Source organism: Xanthomonas dyei, assembly GCF_002939865.1.
Classification (GTDB): Bacteria; Pseudomonadota; Gammaproteobacteria; order Xanthomonadales; family Xanthomonadaceae; genus Xanthomonas; species Xanthomonas dyei.
Genome location: NZ_MDEE01000135.1, coordinates 1 through 332, shown reverse-complemented (window position 1 = coordinate 332; position 332 = coordinate 1). Strand labels below are relative to the sequence as shown.

Genomic DNA, 332 nt, shown 5'->3' with positions numbered 1-332 from the left:
GTGGCTTCTTCCACCAGCGCGGCGTTTTGCTGGGTGGTTTCGTCCATCTGGGTGATGGTCTGGTTGACCTGTTCGATACCGGCCGATTGCTCCTGCGAGGCGGCGGAAATCTCGCCCATGATGTCGGTGACGCGCTGCACGCTGGCAACCACCTCGCTCATGGTCTTGCCGGCGGTGTGCACCAGCGCGGAGCCTTCGGCGACGCGGTGCACGGAGTCGTCGATGAGGTCCTTGATCTCCTTGGCCGCACCCGACGAACGTTGGGCCAGCGTCCGCACTTCCGAGGCCACCACCGCAAATCCGCGGCCCTGCTCACCGGCACGTGCCGCTTC

General features: G+C 65.7%; 1 protein-coding gene. It reads right to left on the bottom strand.

Features of this window, described 5'->3' with window-relative positions; translation table 11 throughout:
- The coding region (locus XdyCFBP7245_RS23550) for a methyl-accepting chemotaxis protein (RefSeq protein WP_244907927.1) at window positions 1-332 on the bottom strand (332 nt) is incomplete at both ends.